The 17886-nt window shown below is 54.8% G+C and carries 11 protein-coding genes; 6 read left to right on the top strand and 5 right to left on the bottom strand.

Features of this window, described 5'->3' with window-relative positions; genetic code table 11:
* The first annotated feature begins 32 nt into the window (after positions 1-32).
* The 5 genes from F4X57_13810 (at position 33) to F4X57_13790 (ending at position 9023) form a co-directional block, all read left to right on the top strand.
* Positions 33-6308 carry a hypothetical protein gene (locus F4X57_13810; GenBank protein ID MYC08225.1) on the top strand — a complete coding sequence of 2092 codons (6276 nt, stop codon included), beginning with the start codon at positions 33-35 and terminating at the stop codon, positions 6306-6308.
* 153 nt (positions 6309-6461) lie between these two features.
* Positions 6462-7205 carry an endonuclease/exonuclease/phosphatase family protein gene (locus F4X57_13805; protein MYC08224.1) on the top strand — a complete coding sequence of 248 codons (744 nt, stop codon included), beginning with the start codon at positions 6462-6464 and terminating at the stop codon, positions 7203-7205.
* 312 nt (positions 7206-7517) lie between these two features.
* Positions 7518-7820 carry a hypothetical protein gene (locus tag F4X57_13800; GenBank protein ID MYC08223.1) on the top strand — a complete coding sequence of 101 codons (303 nt, stop codon included), beginning with the start codon at positions 7518-7520 and terminating at the stop codon, positions 7818-7820.
* On the top strand, positions 7807-8232 hold the full coding sequence (locus tag F4X57_13795; protein MYC08222.1) for a PIN domain-containing protein: 426 nt from the start codon (positions 7807-7809) through the stop codon (positions 8230-8232). Before F4X57_13800 ends, F4X57_13795 begins: the two co-directional genes overlap by 14 nt.
* A gap of 260 nt (positions 8233-8492) precedes the next feature.
* The gene (locus tag F4X57_13790; GenBank protein MYC08221.1) at positions 8493-9023 is read left to right on the top strand and encodes a site-specific integrase; all 531 of its coding nucleotides are present in this window, start codon (positions 8493-8495) and stop codon (positions 9021-9023) included.
* Positions 9024-9047: 24 nt separating this feature from the next.
* Here F4X57_13790 and F4X57_13785 read toward each other — a convergent pair whose 3' ends face one another.
* Positions 9048-9767 carry a hypothetical protein gene (locus F4X57_13785; protein MYC08220.1) on the bottom strand — a complete coding sequence of 240 codons (720 nt, stop codon included), beginning with the start codon at positions 9765-9767 and terminating at the stop codon, positions 9048-9050.
* Positions 9768-10015: 248 nt separating this feature from the next.
* Entirely contained in the window at positions 10016-10750 is a 735-nt protein-coding gene (locus F4X57_13780) for a helix-turn-helix domain-containing protein (GenBank protein ID MYC08219.1), read from the bottom strand.
* Positions 10751-11027: 277 nt separating this feature from the next.
* Here F4X57_13780 and F4X57_13775 point away from each other — a divergent pair, with 277 nt between their 5' ends.
* The gene (locus F4X57_13775; protein MYC08218.1) at positions 11028-14216 is read left to right on the top strand and encodes an N-6 DNA methylase; all 3189 of its coding nucleotides are present in this window, start codon (positions 11028-11030) and stop codon (positions 14214-14216) included.
* 186 nt (positions 14217-14402) lie between these two features.
* Here F4X57_13775 and F4X57_13770 read toward each other — a convergent pair whose 3' ends face one another.
* From F4X57_13770 to F4X57_13760, 3 genes are all read right to left on the bottom strand, one after another.
* Positions 14403-15827: a hypothetical protein gene (locus F4X57_13770; GenBank protein MYC08217.1), complete on the bottom strand. Its 1425-nt coding sequence runs from the start codon at positions 15825-15827 to the stop codon at positions 14403-14405.
* A gap of 87 nt (positions 15828-15914) precedes the next feature.
* On the bottom strand, positions 15915-16625 hold the full coding sequence (locus F4X57_13765; GenBank protein MYC08216.1) for a Bax inhibitor-1/YccA family protein: 711 nt from the start codon (positions 16623-16625) through the stop codon (positions 15915-15917).
* A 29-nt stretch (positions 16626-16654) separates the two neighbouring features.
* Positions 16655-17854, bottom strand: a complete 1200-nt coding sequence (locus F4X57_13760) for a hypothetical protein (protein ID MYC08215.1) — start codon at positions 17852-17854, stop codon at positions 16655-16657.
* Between the last annotated feature and the right edge of the window lie 32 nt (positions 17855-17886).

Raw genomic sequence — 17886 nt, 5'->3', positions numbered from 1 at the left:
GATGCCGTGCTATAGAGACACCTTGGTAATTATTGGGCAACAGCGTATTGGTCTCAGAACATGCCCGGGCATTAGACGTTACGTCCAGCAGTCGTTCAGTAAGAGCACTGCTGGTTACGGCCATAGTCCTACTTGCGATGGTCAGTTTGCTCGCGCTGCCGTCGCCTGCCTCCTCGCAAGGAATAGCACCAACGGCTACGATCGTCCCGGAGGAAGTCGAGCCGCCCCCTCCAACCCCCGTATCTGTCCCAGCGTCCGATGGATCGAAAGGGGACGACGGCGAAGAACAGGTTAAGGGATTGTTCTTCGATATCGAGGGTGAACCACCGCCCAGTCCCGGCGTCGAGTCCGACGTCAGCCGATTCGCGAATATCGACTTCGCGCAACTCGACCCATCATTGGCATCAGTATCGAGACCCTTGGGCACAGGGGAGGTAAGACGCCTTGCGCCCCGAACTGTAACGCTCAACCTGTTTGAGGACGCCGTATTCACGGGCAGAATCGAGCATGTGGAACCGACCGCATCGGGGTACGCATTCTGGGGTGATCTCGACGATGTGGAACTAGGCACCATGACAATGGTAGTGAATGGAGACGTAGTAGTCGGCACGGTGCGCACACCTCAGGCGGTCTATACGATCACGACTACGAGCACCGGCTCATATGTGATTCGGCAGATTGACGAATCTGACCTGCCGCCTCTGGCCGAGCCTCTTGAAGCTCCGCCCGACTCAGATGAGGGATCCCAACAGGCGCTTGACGTTTCCATCTCCGATGATGACGGTTCATTGATAGACGTAATGGTGTTCTACACACCTGCCGCCAAGATTCTGATGGGAGGTAGAGCAGGCATCGAAGCGCTGATCGACCTATACGTCGCCCAGACCAACCAGGCATACGCGAACAGCGGCGCATTCCACAGGATAAGACTGGTATTGCGGGAGGAAGTGGACTACATCGAATCCGGCGAAATACTTATTGACCTCGAGAGGCTCGAGGATGACTTGGACAGCCACATAGACCACGTTCACAGCCTGCGAGAGACTTACTCTGCCGACCTAGTTCACTTGCTCTCTGCCTGGACATGGGAATATACATTCGCCGGAATAGCATATTTTGAGGGGTCATTTGGGATCACACGAGCGGCGCCCTGGGGCGGACTGGTCTTCGCGCACGAGCTGGGGCATAACATGGGGCTCCTCCACGACCGGTATGTGTCGTTGCAGGAATCAGAAGAAACGTCTCTTGAAGGTTGGCACTACGGCTATGTGAACCAGCGTGCCTTCGAACCGGGCGCGCCGGAATCGACGCGCTGGCGCACAATCATGTCATACGATAGGCAGTGTGTAAACATTCTCGGCGAAGAAGCATACTGCCCGAGGCTTGCCTACTTCTCGAATCCAAGACTGACCTACAACGGCGATCCTGTGGGAGTTTCTGCGGATGATCCGTCCACCGGCGTTGACGGACCGGCCGACGCCGTTAGAACTCTCAACGAGAGACGCGGAATTACCGCGAACTTCCGCCGCTCCGCTTCCTCCACACCGAGGGTTGGCCTTGCACTGTCGAGTTACTGGCTGTCGGAGAACGGAGGTACCAGTACTGTTACCGCAACACTGCACAGGCCGTCGAGTGAGGACACAAAGGTGACGATATCCGCTTCATCGCACGATGCCGCTACTCTCAGTAAGAACAGGACGCTCACCATACCTGCAGGACGGACGCGGAGTCACGGCGCGGTGACGGTCACCGCGGTGGATAACGATGACCGGACCGGAAGCGTGGAGGTGATTTTATCCGCCACTGCGAACAACGCAAGCGACGAGGGGGTGATCGCGCCTCAGTCCCTTTCGCTGTACGTTATCGATGACGAGGAGGACACTGCGCCGGCTTTCGAGGCCGCAAACGTTGCCTACGCATTCATTGCTGGAGAAGAGGACAATCGCACGCTTCCCCAGGCGATCGGAGGCAACGGACCACTGACCTACTCCCTGTCTCCCGAACCCGGCAATGGCGTGGCCTTCGTTTCCGGGCCGCCGCCGCGGATCGAAGTCTCGACCGCTTCGGTTGCTGCCGAGGAAACCATATATACGCTCAAAGTTACAGACAGTGACGGCGACACGGATTCGTTGGCAGTCAGCATCACGGTTCGCAGTGCGGAATGTGCCGGCAGCACAGCGGTGTCAGGGTACACCGGAAACGGCATAGTCGACGACTGCGAAGCGCTGCTGGCATCACGGGACATCCTGCGTGGTGAGCAGTCACTCAACTGGAGCGTGAATCTTCCCATCGCCCAGTGGGAGGGGATTGAATTACACTCCGACCGGGTATATGGGATCGAATTTCGAGAAGCGGAAGTTTCCGGCAGACTTCCTTCAACGCTGGGCGAACTCACCCACCTCAGTTTTCTGATTCTGATTAGAAATCAGTTGCATGGCACGATACCACCAGAACTGGGCAAGCTCGGGAATCTGCAGTATCTCTGGCTTAGTAGCAACAGCCTGAGCGGTCATATACCACAGGAGTTGGGCAACCTAAACAATCTGAAGAGTCTGTGGCTCGGCAGCAACAGCCTGAGTGGTCCGATACCGTCGGAACTCGGCAGCCTTGCCAATCTAGGGTTCTTGGGACTCTCCTACAACCAGTTAAGCGGCTCAATGCCGCCCGATTTGGGCAAACTCACAGACCTCAGTTCTCTACTTCTGTATAGCAATCAGTTGAGAGGCCCGATACCGCCAGAACTGGGCAAGCTGGACAGTCTCGAAGATTTGTGGCTCGGCAGCAACAGCCTGAGCGGTTCAATACCGCCGGAGCTTGGAAATCTCACAAACCTTAAGGATCTGCTTCTCAATCACAATGAACTGAGCGGCACAATACCTACGGAGCTAGGGAACCTCACAAACCTCGAGCGAGTGCATATGAGGACCAACCGATTGATTGGTTGTGTCCCGGAAGGTCTGCTGGATGTGCCGGATAACGACCTCGAAGAACTCGGCACCCCATCGTGTAAGGCGCTGTTGAGCGGGCTCACCGTAAGCCCTGGCGCGCTGGTCCCTCCTTTCGACCCTGCACACACCAGCTATACGGCGGTAGTCGGCCAGTCGCGGGTTACGATCATACCTACAGGCGATGCAGGCGCCACCGTACAGATTCACGACAAGGACGGCAGCGCAATACCTGACGCGGACGCCTCGGTTGCAGGACACCAGATCGACCTTGATTCGGTCGTGACCGTCATAACCCTGCGTGTCATCCCTGAAGACGGACGCGGGGCGCAGCACTACACGATTAACATCAACCACGCGAACGCGCCCGGAGCCCCGGTTATCGAGAGCATCAGCCCGGGTGGACAGGCTCTGACAGTTGTCTGGACCGCTCCGGAGGAGACGGGCGGAACCGACATTGCCTCCTATGACATCCGTTACATAGAAAGCGATTCGGCCGACAAGTCGGACGGAAACTGGACGGTAGCTACTGAAGTATGGACCGGTGGAGCTCGAAGATACACGCTCACCGGACTCGAAGCTGACGTATCCTACGACGTACAGATGCGTGCGGTCCACGGCGCAGGATCGGGAACATGGTCTGAGACAGTGACCGGAACGCCAACTGCAGTTTCCGACACCTGCTTGGAAGTTGTCACAGAGTCTACGACCGTTTACGGTACTTGGGACAGCGAATGCGAATCCAGCGTGCGTATCGGCAGTTACGCCCGCTTTTACTCTTTCACTCTCGCTGAACCCGGAGACGTTGCAGTCACCCTCGAGTCCGAAGTGGACACTTACCTGTACATCAGGGAGGGTGAAGGGATAGACGGTCACATAGTGCATGAGGACGACGATGACGACCATTCGGATTTCACCCTCAATTCATCTACGGATTCGGGCATACTGGAGAGCCTGGACAGCGGGACATACACCATCGAGGCGACCACTTACGACGCGGGTCAGCCCGCAGCCTTTACGCTCGGCGTTGAACTCGGCACCCGGGCAGATGCTGAGTGTTCCGAGTATTCGGAATCGCCTGACCTTGCGGAGAAGGTGGCGTCTGGTGAACTATCGTCCGTATGCGAGAGGTTGCCGTCGGAGCCCTTGACCATTCCGACAATCGAAGACACGGGTGAATATGGCGGCATCCTGCGGCGTTTCTACCTTGGCCCTGCTGACGGCTGTAATTTCTTCCGGTTGTCGCGGGCTTCGCTTGTGAGATTTTCGCAGGACGGATTCTCGCTGGTCCCATCCGTCGCCAAGGACTGGAAGATGTCCGAGGACGGCAAGGAGTGGACGTTCTACTTGCGCGAAGGCATGAAGTGGTCCGACGGTGATAACTTCAACGCAGACGACTTCTTGTGGAACTATGAGAATGTGCTGCTCAACGAGGATCTGACGCAGGATATACCTGTCTTTCTTAGGATAGGGAACGAGGTCGGCAGCATCGAAAAGGTAAACGACACCACGGTGAAGTTCGTATTCCCGCAGCCTAACTTCCTGTTCCTTGAGATCGTGGCACAGGCTGATGAGGCATGCTATGGCGCATCTAGGAACGTTCCATGGGCGCCTTCCCACTATATGCAGCAGTTCCATATTGACTATAATTCCGACGTTGGGCAGGAGGCACAGGCCGCAGGATTCGGTGACTGGGTCGAGTATTATAACTACAGGACGCAGTACAACCTCAATCCAGAAAAGCCCAGTCTAGCGCCGTGGAGGTTCACGAATAAGTTAGGCGATCAGGTGGTGATGACCGAGCGCAACCCGTACTTCTGGGCAGTCGACGAGGTCGGCAACCAGCTTCCATACGTCGACGGCATTCAGCTGACATTGGTGGAGAGCATCGAAAGTGGCGTCCTGCGTGCAGCGCAGGGCGAGATCGACATGCAGGGTCGCCATATTCAAATTGACCAGTTCAATCCGCTTAAGGATGCCGAGTCTGAGGGCGGCTACAAGTTGCTGACCTGGCCTGCGTTCGGCGGCTCAGACGCGGCGTTTTTCTTCAACATGAGCATGCCGGGCCCCACGGGTGACGCCATCAGAACGAAGGAGTTCCGCCAGGCGCTCTCGCTTGCCATCGACAGGAGTGCAATCCAGGAGATTCAGTTCCTCGGCTTTGGTGAAATCAGGCAGAGTGTGCCGTCTCCTGGCCATGCACATTATCCGGGTGACGACATCGCCAATCTTCGCACCGCGTACGACATGGAAGAGGCTAATCGTCTCCTTGACAGCGTATTCCCTGACAAAGACAGCGAGGGGTGGCGTCTCAGCAGCGGTGAGAGAATCGTAATGAGCATCACAGCAACGGACTCATTCCGCGTTTGGCCGGACACGGCACAGTTGGTAGGCCGCGCGTGGGAAGAAGTCGGTGTCAAGACGGATGTGAACGTGACCACGCGAACGCAGCATTTCACGCGCTGGCAGACGAACGAGTGGGCTGTCATGGTATGGAACGAAGATACGACCGGATTTACCTTCAGCTCGGTTGGCAAGCGTGCCCCAGCAGGAATCGGTTCCTTCCATGGTCCGGGCTGCGCCCAGTGGCTCGTCAATCCAGAAGCCGAATATGCCTTCCCCTGCGCACAGGAGTCTCTGGACCTGCTGGAGATGCACGGCCGCGGTCCCGGCCTGCAGGAGACGGAGCGCAACGCTCTCGGCAGGGAAATCTACAAATTCATCGTGGAGAACCAGTACAACATCGGCATAGTCGGCCTCTCACCGATGGTGCAGGGCATGATCGTCAAGAAGAACGAGCTGAGAAACGTGCCTGATATTGCGGCCAACGATTGGCCACTTAGAACACCAAACACCGGATTCCCGGAACAGTGGTACTTCGCACCTGAGATCGAGCCGGTGGTTGCCGTTCCAGGCGCGCTGTCCGCAGGACCCAGCCATGCCTGCTCACTCAACCAGAATGGCGAAATCTCCTGTCAGGGAGTGGACGACTCTGCGCAGGTGTCAGGGAGCCCAACTGCCGGCGGCTTCACGGTCATCAGCGTGGGCGCAAGGCACTCCTGCGCCATTGACGAAGAAGGAGCCATCCAATGTTGGGGCTCAGACGAACACGGGCAAGTATCGGGCCGACCCGAATCGGGTGAGTTCATAGCTGTTGGCACGGGTACGTCGCATACCTGCGCCATAGACATAAGTGGCTCAGTACACTGCTGGGGCTCCGGTGAATACGGGCAGACGTCTCCTCCATTCGAAGGGGAGTTCGTTGCCATCGGCGCAGGGGATCGTTACACTTGCGGCCTCCGATCGGACGGCACGTTGGAGTGCTGGGGAGACTTTGACAGTGTCGACAGCAGTTCACCTTGAATGGATGACGGACTTGGGACACATGCAAGATTTTACTCTCATCTATTGCGGCGTGACTTGCAAGTCAGCCTTTGCTACCGAGTCGAGAGACCTCAGATGGCGACAGGCGCAATCAGAAATACCACACGTGATTGAATCGCGGACTGCTGGACGATGATTCAAGGAGACAAAGCTATGACAATGAGCCTGGTCAACTGGAACGTGCAGTGGGCAACTCCCAGATCACGACGAACCCCTGAAATCCGCAAACAGATCGACCTCCATAGCCCTGACGTTATCTGTTTGACTGAGACCTCCGAGGATCTGCTGGCACCAGACGGGCATGTAATCTCCTCGCAGCCCGATTATGGATACCCACTCACGAAGAACAGGCGAAAGGTCATACTCTGGTCCCGGTATCCCTGGGAGCACGTTGATGATCTGGGGGACGGGGACATGCCTCCTGGCCGCTACGTGTCCGGAGTAACGCGGACTCCGGTTGGCGAGGTGACAGTGATCGGAACCTGCATTCCCTGGAGCGGGTCCAGAACCGAGGATTACCGAAAGTCAGAACGGAAGAAGCGTTGGGAGGATCACGCACGTTATCTAAAAGGGCTTACCAATCTGCTAGAAGGCGTGCAAGATCGACCATTGATCGTAACGGGTGACTTCAACCAGAGGATAGGCCAAGGGAGATCTGTGCCGCACCAACTGCGAACAGCATTGAAAGGAGCAATGCCCAAGCACTTGACCATTGCCACCTCCGTGCTTGGGCACAGGGGTCGCCGCTGTATCGATCACATGGCATTGAGCGACGAGTTCGCAGCCGAATCCCTAAGCGTTATCAGCAACATAGCTGGCAGTAGCAAGCTGTCGGACCATTGCGGCGTTGCTGCCGTCATATCTGTCCAGAGCTAGAATCTCTGAGCAATTAGGATGGATAGAACCGCTAAGCAACGACACTCGCCGGCTCAGGGCCTAGGAGAACTGGCTGCAACAATTTACCCACAACCCTTGCGGCGTGACTTTCATGTCGGCATCTACTCGGCCATTACCATTGCCTGCCACTGGATCGAACAACCGAGTAAATGCCGCACATGGCTGACCACCGACGTAGTGGCGGGCAACCTTCACGTACAGGTTGAGGCCTTGGAGTTGAAACCGGATACTCTTGAAGGGAGAACCCAGTTCCTCTATACTGTGAATCACAGTTTCTGTGAGGGTAACGCAATGAAGAACATCACAGTGTCCGTTGACGAGGAGACCCATCGGATGGCGCGCATCCGTGCGGCGGAGTTGGACACGTCGGTTTCGGCGTTGGTAAGGGAGTTCCTGCGGAGCCTCGCAAGAAACAGGCCTGTCGTCAGCATTTCCACCGTTCCGAATCAAGAACAAATACCCATCGTGCTTCGTCCGCGCGACTTGGACGAAGTGCTTGCAGACTTCGATGCCCGCGGTGTGGGAGTGTCGGAAAGGTTGACTCGCGATGAGCTGTACGCCGAAGTGATCGAGAGGACCAATGCGACTCACTGACACCAACGTGCTGCTCTACGCCGTCAGCCCATTGCCGGAAGAGGCCCACAAACGCCGGCGCGCCCGCGATCTGTTGAAACGATCTGATTTAGCGGTCTCAGTGCAAGTATTTCAGGAGTTCTACTACCAGGCAACACGCCGCACACGCTTGGGCCGTTTGACCCACGATGATGCGTTGGCTTTTCTGGGAACTCTCCTGAAATTCCCTGTCCAAGATGTCACACTTGATGTGTTCCGTGACGCCGTTGCAATCAGTAGGCGCTATCAGCTGTCCTATTGGGACAGCGCGATTCTTGCGGCAGCTCGTGCCCTGGGGTGCGATGCGGTCTATTCCGAAGACCTGAGCGCGCAGCAAGACTACGATGGCCTGCAGGTGATAAATCCATTCCGAGAGGAAATGGAAGTCCGATAACGACCGACATGACGGATGGGGTCGGAAAGGCTGCTGGTCTGCGCGGCCTTGATTGCACCGGAGGGGTCGTCACCGACCAACGCACAGGGATGACAGGCTGCAACAATTTATCCACTTTTGTTGCATTCGACCAACCTTTCCCTACCTGAGCGCTCTCCTTAAACCTGACAACTTCCTCCGGATATGCAACAATGACTCGGAGACGGTGTTGCACGGCGTCGAGACCTAAAGCGAAGGCATTAACTTAATGACTTGCTGGCATTGCGGAGTATCTCTTGGTCCAACAGCACAGACTTGCTATTCCTGTTCCAGACCAGCCACAAAACCACCTTTCTGTAAGAAATGCGAGAGCCGGCCTGCGCGTATCGGAGGCACTGGCGCTTGAGATCGCGGACCTGTCGCTCGATGCCGAACTGCCGACGATTCGTGTAAGACAGGGCAAGGGCAGGAAATCAAGGATTGTGCCTGTGCATCCGGAGCTTGGTGCTGCATTCTCCGTCGCGCTGTCCTACGGCAATGTCTCCGAGGGTCGCCTCATTGACGTTCACCGGAGCACGGCCTGGCGCTGGGTGCAGCGGGCGCACGCGAGAGCCGAGCAGCTCGGGGCGGTTCCACCGGGCCGCCATCTCGGAAACCATACGCTGCGACACAGCTACGCACGGCATCTTCTGATGAACGGCATCCCCATCAACTACCTGTCGCGCTGGCTGGGGCACTCATCGATACAGACGACACTGATCTACCTAGAGCTTGTGCCGGATCCGACGGGGAGCCTGGCGATGGTGCCGTGAATTGGTGAAGACTGGATTGGCGGGTCAACTCGCCTCGTGAATGGGAAGTCCTACGGCTTCCATTTCACTCTTCAACTTACTCTTCCAACCATCGAAATCATCTAATGGTACGTACACAACCCCGTAAAAATCCGAAGGAATTTCGACATCCCCTTTGACAAGCGGGCAGACATTTCCCCTACCTAGCTTACCGATGAAGTAACCGAGCTCAAATATGACATTCTGGCGAGCGCGGGGTGATGATTCGTCCACTTCAATAGCTAATGCTCCTACATCATCTGGTGTCATCAGAACAATCGCATAGCGTACATTGTGTTCAGCTGCAGCTTGTTCAAACTTCTCCACAACGGTACGTCCCAGGTTGGGTATTTCATCCAGAATAACTGCGTGAAGACCTAGATGTTCCACAAATCTAGCAACCGTTTCTCGAACACCTCTATCTCTACCATGAACAATAAAAACATTTCTCGCAGACACAACAGAGGTTGGAGCGGCATTATTGTCTGAAACAATCGCAGCCGGCTCATCTAATAGACTTACACGCTCTTTAATAGAAACAAGAGTAGCAACTTGCCTACGTAAAAAGCGTCGAAAAAACCCGCCATAGTAATCTGTTACTGAACCTATGTGTGGCTTAGCACGTTCATGTAGGAATTCGCTGTAATACTGGCCCTCATCGAAGGTTGCAGCGAATAAGGTCTGAATATACTTCATCCATATTTCGTGCTCTTCGCGAATTGACATCCCTAAGTCGTGTTTAGGATGACCTTCCGTAATCGATCTGATGAAGCCCTTTTCAGGTGGCAAAGTTTTCAAAGCTTCCACACCTTCATCCAAGCGCTTCAGGAGAGCTCTCCCTCTTGTAATTTGGTCGCCCAGCCGTTGCTTTGCCTCCTCTCTCGATACAAGCAGGCTTGGAAGGTTAGAATCGTCTCGACTGATAGTCCGTCTATTAGCCATTTCACTTCCTCACCCACAGTTACCGTTCAGTCTTAGCCATGTAGGGAATTCTCTTCACTCAACTCACCAACAATATCCTTAATCCGGGAGAGGCTGACCGAAGCATAGTCGGTGGCCTCATAGCGCTGTATCTGCTGCTCCTTCAGCCCGATCCGCTCAGCCAGGTCCCTCTGACTCATTCCCCGCGCGATCCGAGCCTTGATGAGCATCGCCGGCAGGCCGGACACGACTCCAAGCTGGTCCAACTCGAAATCACCAGCCTTCAGGGCCTCATACTCCCGAAGCTCAGACCTGAGATCTGAAAGCTGGCTGCGTATTGCGTCCTCACGCGCCTTGGCGATTAGTGGATGTATATCCTCTTCCTCTTCGTTGCTCTGCAGAAGCACTTCCAGCGATCGCTCGAAGCGTCTCACCTGGACCCTGGTGATACGGTATTGTCTCTCGTTCTTGATCATGTCAGTTCCTCCAGATCGATGACGACAATTCCCTCGGTTCTCCGGTATCCCCGTCCGTCTGGAAGAATTCCAGAAAAGACAGACCTTCTGCGTTTGCAACAACGGAGGCGAGGAACAGCCCCCCAGATACTTCGCTTTCTGTGTCGCCCTTCCCAGGTCGAAGGTTAGCAGAACCGGGTCCAGCAGATAGGGATCGACTCCGGCCTCTTCCCAACATGCGTCGTAGTCGTTCGGGTGCTCCTTGTCTGTGCCGAAACTCCCGTCTATGTAAGCTGTCTGGCAGCCGGCGTCTCTCAAGTTCTCAAGAGCCATTCTGAGTCCGGCCAGAAGACTTCTTCACCAAGGATTTCGCCCGTATCTTTGGGCAAATTCATCCCAGTTGGCCCGATGAATGCCCGGGGGCAGTAGACTGGCCTGGTTGAAATCAGGAAGCATAACACAACGATAACGTTGGGTAGGAGGCACTGTCAAGTTGGAGGGGACTGACTACTACAAGCGTGTTTCGCGGCGCACTTGACGAGGAAGGACTCAGTGATTAGCATTTCCTGCATTTCACACAACTTATCGAGGAAATTAACGAGGATCTTGAATGCCTACTTATCCACATATTGAGCGGTACAGGCAGGACCTAGAACGACTGATCCGCTTTGGTGGCTCAAGGAACGAGCTCAGCGTTCGCCGTGCGTTCGAAAACTGCCTAAATTCATACTGTCGCGAACATAGGGAGGATTTCGAGCTGGTTGCGGAGCGCCCGACAGTCAGAGGCGTGATACCAGACGGAACAGTACGAGACGTTCTGCTAATGGCGCGGGGGTACTGGGAGGCGAAGGATACGCACGACGACCTTGATGCCGAGATTCAGGCGAAGTTCAACCGGGGGTATCCGACCGACAACATCATCTTCGAGGACTCGGAAACGGCGGTGCTGGTGCAGAACGGCGAAACCGCGATGCGCGTGGATATGACGCGCACGGGGGAGCTGCACCGGCTGATACAGCGGTTCCTGGACTATGAGCTGCCGGAAATCGAGGACTTTCGAAGGGCACAATCACAGTTCAAGGACGACCTGCCGAGCGTACTGGACCGCCTGCGGGCGACTATCGAGGAGGCGGAGCGGCACAACGCGGAGTACCGGAGGGCGGCGGCGGAGTTCCTCGACCTTTGCCACCAGAGCATCGGGCCGGATGTGTCGGAACTGGATGTGCGGGAGATGCTGTTGCAGCACATTCTGACTAAGGATATTTTCCTGAATATCTTCCGTGAGACGCAGTTTCATAGTGAAAACAATATCGCACGACAACTCGATAATTTGGAGCAGACTTTCTTTATCGGTGGTGTCAAGAAGGAGGCGATGGACAGGCTTCTTCGATACTACAACGCTATAAGCGTCGCGGCGCTACAGATCGCCGACTACGCCGAAAAGCAGAGCTTCCTCAAAGCGATATACGAGGACTTCTACAAGGCGTACAATCCCGCCGCCGCCGACAGGCTGGGCGTCGTCTATACGCCGAACGAGGTTGTGGACTTCATCATCCGGGGCGCCGACTACCTGCTGGGTAAGCACTTCGGGCGCAGCCTCGCCGACGAGAACGTGCAGATTCTCGATCCCGCCACCGGAACAGGCACGTTCATCACGAACCTCATCGAATACCTGCCGGCCGACAGGCTGGAGCGCAAGTACCTGAACGAGATGCACGCGAACGAGGTGGCAATACTGCCGTACTACATCGCCAACCTGAACATCGAATACACCTACCGTGAGAAGACCGGGCGCTACCTGGAATTCCCGAACCTGGTGTTCGTGGACACGCTGGACAACATGGACTGGCAGGGGGCGACGGGCGGCGCGGTGCAGCGGCAGGGCGCGTTCGAGCTGGGCGGGATGTCCACCGAGAACTGGATGCGCGTGAACTTGCAGAACGAGAAGACGATAAGCGTGATTTTGGGGAATCCGCCGTATAACGACCGCGCAGAGCTTTGGGGCGACGGAGGCGCGAACCGCAAGTATCCAGAAATCGACCGTCGCATCAGGGACACATATATCAACGAAAGTACGGCGCAGAGAACCCATCAATACGATATGTACAAGAGGTTCATACGCTGGGCAAGCGACAGGCTTGCGAACGATGGCATGATCACGTTCATCACAAATCGAGCGTATCTTGACACGCGGCAGGATGACGGCTTCCGCAAGGTAGCTGGGCAAGAGTTCAGTGACATTTACATTCTTGACCTCGGTTCGGATGTGCGCCGCAATCCCAAGATTTCAGGGACGACGCATAATGTGTTCGGCATACAGACGGGCGTCGCCATAGGTTTCTTCGTTCGTGAAAAGGCAAATATAGGCGAGTGCGGCATACACTACGCCAGGCGTGAGGACGCTGAGATTGCACTTGACAAACTAGCCTACTTGAGCAAGGCAGAATTGGCTGACATTGAATTCCAAGAGATAATCCCTGACAAGCTTGATAACTGGCTCAATCAGTCCAATCCTGAATTTGAAAGGCTCATTCCTATCGCAGATAGACAGACGAAATTCACTAAGTCAGCCGATGAAGAAAGTGCCATTTTCAAGTTGTTCTCCAATGGTGTTATGACTAGCCGCGACGAGTGGGTATTTGATTTCGACATCCACAGCCTTCGATATAAGGCGCTCTTCTTTGCCGATACTTACAATAATCTATTAGACAGAAATGACATTTCCTTTCCATCAACGATCAAGTGGAGTCGTGATTTGCGGAATGAATTTCGCCGAGGACGGCGGATAATGTACAGTGAGGCGGACCGCATCCAATCTCTGTATCGACCGTTCACGATAAAGCATCATTTTGCAAACTTCACGATGAACGATGTGCTGACGAGAAACCATTACGAGATGTTTGGACAGAAGCTGGACCATAAAAACAAACTTATTTGCTTCAAAGGTCCTTCTTCCGACCATTTTTCAGTTCTAGCGGCTAACAGAATCCCCGAGCTTAAATTTGCAGGTACGAACAACGGGAACACACAGTGCCTGCCGCTCTACCGCTACACGGAGGACGGGGAGCGGGTGAGCAACATCACGGAGTGGGGGCTGCGGCGGATCAACGCGCACTACCGCAAGGAGTTCGGAGAGCATTTCGAGGAGGTCGCGGGAGGGCCGAGTATCACGGCGGAGGATGTGTTCGCGTACACGTACGCGGTGCTGCACGATCCGGCGTACCGGCACGAGTATGCGGTTGACCTGCTGCGGGAGTTTCCGCGGCTGCCGCTGTATCACGACTGGGCGGCGTGGGTGAAGATGGGGCGGGAGCTGCTGGAGTTGCATATCGGGTTTGAGGATGTGGAGCCGTATGCGCTAGAGAGGGTGGATAAGGCAGGGGATTCCACAGGTTCTGCACCGAAGGTGATGCTGCGGGCAAATGCTCGGGACAAGGAGCGGGGGGAGATTCAGATCGACAGCGAGACGGTGCTGCGGGGTGTTCCGGCGGATGCGTGGCAGTACAGGCTGGGGAACCGGTCGGCGCTGGAGTGGGTGCTGGACCAGTATAAGGAGAAGAAGCCGCGGGATCCGACTATCGCTGCGAAATTCAACACTTACAGGTTCGCGAACTACAAGGAGCATGTGATTGACTTGCTACGGCGAGTTTGCACCGTGAGCGTGCGGACGATGGAGGTGGTGGATCGGATGAGACCTGCCCGAGAGACACCTCAAAAGGTAAGCCGTGATCCCGAGGAGATGACCGCAGATCAGTACTTCCCTTTGACTAGCTCAAGGTATCCTAATCCCTTGATGTGATTTGATGGTTTGGATTAGCAAATGAGCGGTTAACCGCCTCTGATCGGCCGAGTAGAGGCAGCTAGTGCACGCATCAATTGTGGGAGTCAGGCTGTCGTGTAGCATACGCGCAGCGTGGGTTTTGTAACGTATGATAGCGGTTAATGAATGGAAGACATTAGGTTCACCAGACGGTCGTTTCACCAGTCACCAGTCCACAAATACCGCGTAAACGGAAATGGGGGACAACTCCCCAGCGATCGTTGCCACAATTGTAACTGTGTAGACTCCAGACCCGTAGTCTGCCATTACATTTCCGATGTCTGCTCGCATTGAGAATTCTCCGAAGTTGGTTATGCTCCACTCTTCCGCAAGCATAAACGATACATATACCTCACGTTCGGAAATTTCATCAGGTTGACCTAGGCCAAATCTGCTCTCAGACCCGTCGCTCCTGGAGTAGCTATCTGCGAGATCCATCTTGTAAGGGTCTCTGCACTCTTCATGTGGAATCGGGCTGTCTTCCAGAGAAGCCAGCATCTCATAAATTTCAACACGAACATCAGGGTCGTCAAGGTCATATTCATCGAAGGGATTCTTGAGAACAATAGCGACGGGCAAGCCTGGATTGTAGCACTGTGTTTGTTCAAGCTGCTCAATCGTGAGTTCTCTAACTGGCGGATCGTATTCAATCATCACGCCAACATCTTCATCCATTTGAGCGCCTTCCTTAACGTGCCCAGACATTGAGAGAATTCCGCCATCCAGAGAAGGAAGCTCGTCAAACTCGATGTATTCTCCCTCGAAATGCTGAACTACCCAGATGCCCCTATTTGTTGCGATTCCAATGCTGACCTTACGATAAAGAGGGTCCAGCATCGTTTCACGATGTCCTTCGCTATCCATGAAACCCAGCACGTATGCTTCGAGTGTGGCTTCAACATCTTCATAGGGGTCAAAGGGGCCGCAGTCGTAAAATCCACCGACGTTCTCCGCATTGTACTGATAGCCACCCTCCAAGCTGTAACGCATATATGGCTTCAAGCCATCCGTGTCCCAGTGCGATACGAAACAATCGTCCCGCATCGCTTCTGCGTGAAGCTGGGCGGCTTCATTGTGACCCAGCCTCAAAGGAGACACTGCGGCCAGCCTGCGCTGCTCGTTAATCATCTCAAGCATCGCCACTTTCTCCGCATGGTATCTATCACTGGGGCTCGGCTCGGCTTCTTCGGTCAGGCGGTACTGCTCTCTTTCCGGGTCATCAACGTCAAATTGCCAGACCAGAAAACCAATGAACAAAGCTGGTGCAGAAAGCCCGATAAGCCAATGGGCAGCAAAGTTGTTACCGTCAGAAGCATCACACCGATAGCATTTGTTGAACGCTAGAAAGAAAAGCGAAATCGGCAGAATTCCGCAGAGGATTGCCCACAACCAAACTCGCCGGCCTTTATGGGAAGCGGCTAGAGCGCCGAATAGTGCTCCCACCAGAAGCGGCACGATAGTGCCGAGGAGTGTGGCACTGAGGCCGCTGGAAATGCCTGATGAAAAAGTATCCACAAAAGCAAAGACGACACCTATGCCCAGAAGGAATATCAATCCGAGGGCTACGGCCGTCAGGCTCCACTCCGCCACCTTTTTGAATAACTGCCAGGCCCTAATCAGACTGCTGCCAAATCCTCCAATCCCCGACGGACCGTCGGGTGCAGCAGACGCAATCCTTCAGAATGGCAGCCAGTCATAGACGATCAGAAACAGGTTCAATACGTTCAGGTACAGCCCAATCGCGGCCTGCACGGCAACCTTGTCCGCGCTGGCCGCATCGCCTTCAAGTGCGGCCTCCTGGGCACGAATCTTCATGCGCCTCGTCTCCCAAACAGTCAGGCCGAGAAACACGGGGAACAGGATGATGCTGATAATGATCTGCACAGAGCCGGACTGGAATATGAACAGGTCAAGCAACAAGACGACCACCGCCCCGAAAAGCGTGAAGAAGAGCATCGAACCCATTCCGGAGAGGTCTCTCTTCGTTCGCAGACCAATAGCTGCCATTAGAACGAAGAGTGCAGCGACCAGTATGAACGCTATCGCCATCGACTCGCCGGTTGCCAGTTCCAGGATCGGAGAAATGAAGAAGCCTTCAAGGGCAGCGAAGCCGAGGTAGAGGGCAGTCGCCAGGCCCAGCATCCCTTTGTTGGCGACAATATGGGATGCTATCAGTACCCCAAGGGTAGCTCCGACGTATAGCAGGACTCCTACCCAGCCATTTCCAAAGATATGTTTGCCGAGAATGAACGCGTCGCCAACCCAGATCGCAACGGCTGTAACCACAACGCCAAGCGCCACAAGCCCGAACATTCTAAACAGGGCTTCGGTGTAGATCGTGTCTGCGCGGTCTGGTTGTTCGACTAGGGCTTTCCTGTACGTGGTCATATCCGTTCCCTGAATTTACCCACGAGAATTTATTCTAGCTGAATCAGGATGTCGCGGGCCGGGCCATCGGCCCAGTCAGGCCACTCATCTTCGGTCCGTAGGTCTTCAATGGACTCCTTGTATTGCTGAGCTTCATCCTCTGTCCCGTAATCATCTATGGGAATCCAGCGTCCGAAGAAAAGTTGTGGGTAGTACAGTCCACACTCGTTAGTGTCAGGGTCAATGACGTAGAAAAAGGCGTCCTCTATACCCCACCATTCCAACACCTCTGAAGGCGTGTCCTTCGACGGGAAGTTCTCAGTGCCTTGATATCTGCCGTAATACCCCTCATCCCTACTCTCGTATATTCTCCTTACAAGCGCAGCAGGAGATTCCTGTATCTGAAGCAGATCCGCACCGTCAATATCCATCCAATTCATGACGCGGATGTGCTGATTGACGATGACTGGGGATACATCGACATCGTACTTCTCACTGGCGATTTCGGCCCATTCCTTTATCTTCTGTTCGTAGTTTCGCGCCCGACGCACTATGCCATAGATGCACTCGTCACGAAACTGGTCATTCCGTTTATGCGCGTTCTGCTCCGTTAGGGGTTCGGACCAGTAGTCCATGCACCACTCCGTCTCGCCCTCTCTTGGCTCAAAAAGCGAATATCTGCCGTAGGGATTGCTGACCATATTTCCCCACAGAATCCTGTCGAGGTCACTCATCGTCTTAGGGTTAAGCCTATCGAATCGAGAGAATTCGATTGGTTCTAGGTTCTGCATGGCCCAGTGCTTGCAACGCTGGATGTTCTCAGCCGTTTTAGCCCTAAATTCTTCTGGGGAGATTGGAGTTGCGGTTGATGCGGGCGACCTAGTGGCCGTTGGTTGTGGTGTGTACGACGGCAGCACGGCAAACGGAGTCACTACCGAAAGTGGTGCATTCGCCGGAGCGGGAGTCGAAGCTGGCTTAGGAGTGCTCGGCTTGGCGCCAGATTCTTCAGCTTCCCTTGGCTGTTCAGGGATAGCCGGTAACATCGGTGTCGCCACGGGTGCGCTTTCATCCTGGACCCGCGCCAGTTCATCACAGGCTAGAAGCTGGCTGATGAACACCACGGCTATCAGCATTATCACAACCTTCATTTCTCTGACTTTCGCCTCCGCCACTCTTACATCTGCGAAAAGTTCGTCGGCGTATTGTACATCAAACATCCGTCGTCTATGTAAAAGGTTTGAGGTGGTCAACGACAATTATTCTGGCCGCTGTTACACGTCAA

Source organism: Chloroflexota bacterium, assembly GCA_009840355.1.
Taxonomy (GTDB): Bacteria; Chloroflexota; Dehalococcoidia; order Lucifugimonadales; family JADFKI01; genus Bin90.
This window is presented reverse-complemented; position numbering and strand designations above follow the sequence as displayed.